General features: G+C 58.0%; 9 protein-coding genes. All 9 read left to right on the forward strand.

The window, feature by feature from the left end; genetic code table 11:
• The coding region (rpsC, locus tag O6929_06985; protein MCZ6480131.1) for a 30S ribosomal protein S3 at window positions 1-189 on the forward strand (189 nt) is incomplete at its 5' end.
• 12 nt (window positions 190-201) lie between these two features.
• Window positions 202-609 (forward strand): 50S ribosomal protein L16, encoded by a 408-nt coding sequence (gene rplP / locus O6929_06990; GenBank protein ID MCZ6480132.1) that lies wholly within the window; start codon window positions 202-204, stop codon window positions 607-609.
• A 13-nt stretch (window positions 610-622) separates the two neighbouring features.
• Entirely contained in the window at window positions 623-823 is a 201-nt protein-coding gene (rpmC, locus tag O6929_06995; protein MCZ6480133.1) for a 50S ribosomal protein L29, read from the forward strand.
• Window positions 824-827: 4 nt separating this feature from the next.
• Window positions 828-1,130 (forward strand): 30S ribosomal protein S17, encoded by a 303-nt coding sequence (gene rpsQ / locus O6929_07000; GenBank protein MCZ6480134.1) that lies wholly within the window; start codon window positions 828-830, stop codon window positions 1,128-1,130.
• 12 nt (window positions 1,131-1,142) lie between these two features.
• Entirely contained in the window at window positions 1,143-1,511 is a 369-nt protein-coding gene (gene rplN, locus O6929_07005; GenBank protein ID MCZ6480135.1) for a 50S ribosomal protein L14, read from the forward strand.
• 1 nt (window position 1,512) lies between these two features.
• Window positions 1,513-1,830 (forward strand): 50S ribosomal protein L24, encoded by a 318-nt coding sequence (gene rplX, locus O6929_07010; protein ID MCZ6480136.1) that lies wholly within the window; start codon window positions 1,513-1,515, stop codon window positions 1,828-1,830.
• Window positions 1,831-1,843: 13 nt separating this feature from the next.
• Window positions 1,844-2,383: a 50S ribosomal protein L5 gene (gene rplE, locus O6929_07015; protein MCZ6480137.1), complete on the forward strand. Its 540-nt coding sequence runs from the start codon at window positions 1,844-1,846 to the stop codon at window positions 2,381-2,383.
• Between the two features lie 20 nt (window positions 2,384-2,403).
• Window positions 2,404-2,589: a type Z 30S ribosomal protein S14 gene (locus O6929_07020; protein ID MCZ6480138.1), complete on the forward strand. Its 186-nt coding sequence runs from the start codon at window positions 2,404-2,406 to the stop codon at window positions 2,587-2,589.
• A 30-nt stretch (window positions 2,590-2,619) separates the two neighbouring features.
• Window positions 2,620-3,024 (forward strand): 30S ribosomal protein S8, encoded by a 405-nt coding sequence (gene rpsH, locus O6929_07025; protein MCZ6480139.1) that lies wholly within the window; start codon window positions 2,620-2,622, stop codon window positions 3,022-3,024.
• Window positions 3,025-3,075: the final 51 nt, after the last annotated feature.

The following is a 3,075-nucleotide window of genomic DNA, read 5'->3' on the forward strand; positions in this document are numbered from 1 at the left end:
CGGCTCGGCGGCACTGAAATGGCCAGGCGCGAGTGGTACCGGGAGGGCCGTGTCCCTCTGCACACCCTCGACGCCGACATCGACTGCGGGTTCGCCGAGGCCAAGACCTTATATGGGGCAATCGGCGTAAAGGTCTGGATATTTAAAGGAGAAGCACTTCCGCTCAAGTCATCGCAGCGAGTGGAGTAAGGAGCGAGCGCCATGCTGAGCCCACGGAAGGTAAAGTACCGCAAACGCCAAAAGGGTCGCCTCAGGGGCCGGGCAAAGGGCGGAACGGAACTGAACTTCGGCTCGTATGGCATGAAGGCTGTGAGCCCTGGTTGGGTGACCAACCGTCAGATTGAGGCGGCTCGAGTAGCGATGACGCGCCACGTAAAGAGGGGCGGGAAAATCTGGCTGCGGATTTTCCCTGATAAGCCCATCACCAAGAAGCCTGCCGAGACCCGTATGGGTAAAGGCAAGGGCTCACCGGAGACGTGGGTCGCAGTGGTAAAACCGGGCCGGATCCTCTACGAGATGGAGGGGGTACCTGAGCCGGTAGCCAAAGAGGCCATGCGTCTAGCAGGCCACAAGTTGCCGGTCAAGACGAAGTTCGTCACTTTGCGTTAGGGCGGAATTGGGTATGAAAGCTTCGGAGCTTCGAGAGCGGACAGACGAAGAGCTGAAGACCAACCTTCGCGAACTGGAGGAAGAGGTTTTCAAACTGCGGCTACAGATGGTGACCGGTCAGCTGGATAATTTAATGCTGGCGAAGGGGGCTCGCCGCACCATCGCCCGGATCCACACACTCCTCCGCGAGCGTGAGCTTGCGGGCGAGCAATAAGGACATGACCTTGCAGCCAAAACGCAAAAGACTGATCGGTCGGGTTGTAAGCGACCAGATGGACAAAACGGTTGTAGTTTCCGTGGAGAGGAGGTTCCGCCATCCCGTCTATGAGAGGGTGGTCCGGCGCTCCAAGAAGTACCTAGCCCACGATGAGGTTAACTCCTGTCGTCCGGGCGATCGGGTGCGCATCCAGGAGACGCGGCCGCTATCGAAGCGAAAGCGCTGGAGGGTTGTGGAAATTCTAGGTAAGAAAGAGACTGCCCCCGTCGCTGAAGCACCTTCCGAAGAGGGCACCGTTGAATGAGGAGCTGGATCTGTGATTCAGCAAGAGTCGGTTGTAGACATTGCGGACAACTCCGGGGCCAGACGAGCTTTGTGCATTCGAGTTCTTGGAGGCACCCGGAAGCGGTATGCGCGGGTGGGTGACGTCATCGTAGTGACCGTGAAGGAAGCCGTACCAAATAGCGCCGTCTCCAAGGGAGAGATAAAAAGGGCAGTAATCGTGAGGACCGCCAAGGAGGTTGGCCGGCCCGACGGCTCGTACATCAGGTTCGATGACAATGCCGCCGTGCTTATCAACGAGGTGGGCGAGCCCCTAGGCACCCGCATATTTGGCCCCATTGCTAGAGAGCTGCGAGCCAAAAAGTTCATGAAGATAATCTCTCTGGCCCCAGAGGTGCTATGAGATGGCGTGGATGGTTAAGAAGGACGACCTCGTTGAGGTATTGTCGGGCAAAGAGAAAGGCAAGCGCGGCAAGGTGCTAAGGATTGTGAAGGGCAAGGACCGGGTTATGGTCGAAAAACTCATGATGGTCAAGCGCCACACTAAGCCCGGCCAGCACTCCCAGCAAGGGGGTATTCTGGAAATAGAGGGGACCATCAATAGCTCTAACGTAGGGGTGATCTGTTCAAGTTGCGACCGGCCCGTGCGTATGAAAACCAAGACCCTCGAGGGGGGTAGGCGAGTACGTGCGTGCGCCCGATGCGGCGAGGCAATTGAATAGGGGAACGGCAGCAATGGCCCGACTTAAAGAACGCTATCAAAATGAGGTCGTCCCCGAACTTGTTCGTCGGTTCGGGTACCGAAATCTCATGCAAGTGCCGAAGGTGGACAAGGTCGTTGTCAATGTGGGAGTGGGCGAGGCCATCCTAGATGTCAAGCTCCTCGATACCGTCGTGGAGGAGCTGGCGGCCATCACCGGTCAGCAACCAGTCCTCACCCGGGCCAAGAAGTCCATCGCCAATTTCAAACTCCGTACGGGGATGCCTATAGGATGTAAAGTGACCCTCCGGCAGGTGCGCATGTATGAGTTTCTGGACCGACTGATCAACGCCTCCCTGCCCCGTGTTCGGGACTTCCGAGGCGTCAACGCACGCGGGTTCGATGGCCGGGGTAACTACTGCCTGGGAATCAAGGAGCAGATTATCTTCCCCGAGATCGAGTACGACAAAATCGCCCAGTTTCACGGGCTGGGCATCACCATCGTGACCACTGCGGAAACCGACGAGGAGGGCGAGGCCCTGCTGGCCCTTATGGGGATGCCGTTTCGCACCTGAGCTCCACGCAGGAGGAAATAGTGGCAAAGAAATCGCTAATTGCCAAGGCCAGGCGGGAACCCAAGTTCAAGGTCCGCCGCTACAACCGATGTCCCCTGTGCGGGAGGGCGAGGGCTTTTCTTAGGAAATTCCAGATGTGTCGCATCTGCTTCCGCATGAGGGCCCTGCGAGGCGAGATCCCTGGCGTTATCAAGGCGAGCTGGTAAGGCGACTTACCTAGAGAGGACTGCCGGCGAATGGTTATGACCGACCCCATTGCGGATATGCTCACTCGAATCCGAAACGCCATTATGGCCAAGCACACCTCTGTGGCCATCCCCAAGAGTAAGCTCAAGATGCGCGTCGCCGAGATTCTAAAGGATGAGGGCTACATCAAGGCTTTCAAGGCCGTCCAGGGGGACAAGCACGATATATTGCACATAGAGTTCAAGTACATCGACGAGGGCGGGGGGCAAAACGTCATCCGCGGCATCAAACGCATAAGCAAACCCGGCAGGCGCAGATACGTCAATGCCGATGAGGTACCCCGGGTTCTAAACGGCTTGGGGACGGCTATCCTCACCACCTCCCGCGGCCTCATGGCCGACCGCGAGTGTCGCCGCCAGCGGATCGGTGGCGAGGTGATGTGCGAGATCTGGTAAGGGAAGGAGCCCGGAATGTCCCGCGTAGGATTGCGGCCCATCGAGATTCCC

The sequence above is a fragment of the Candidatus Methylomirabilota bacterium genome, from assembly GCA_027293415.1.
Taxonomy (GTDB): Bacteria; Methylomirabilota; Methylomirabilia; order Methylomirabilales; family CSP1-5; genus CSP1-5.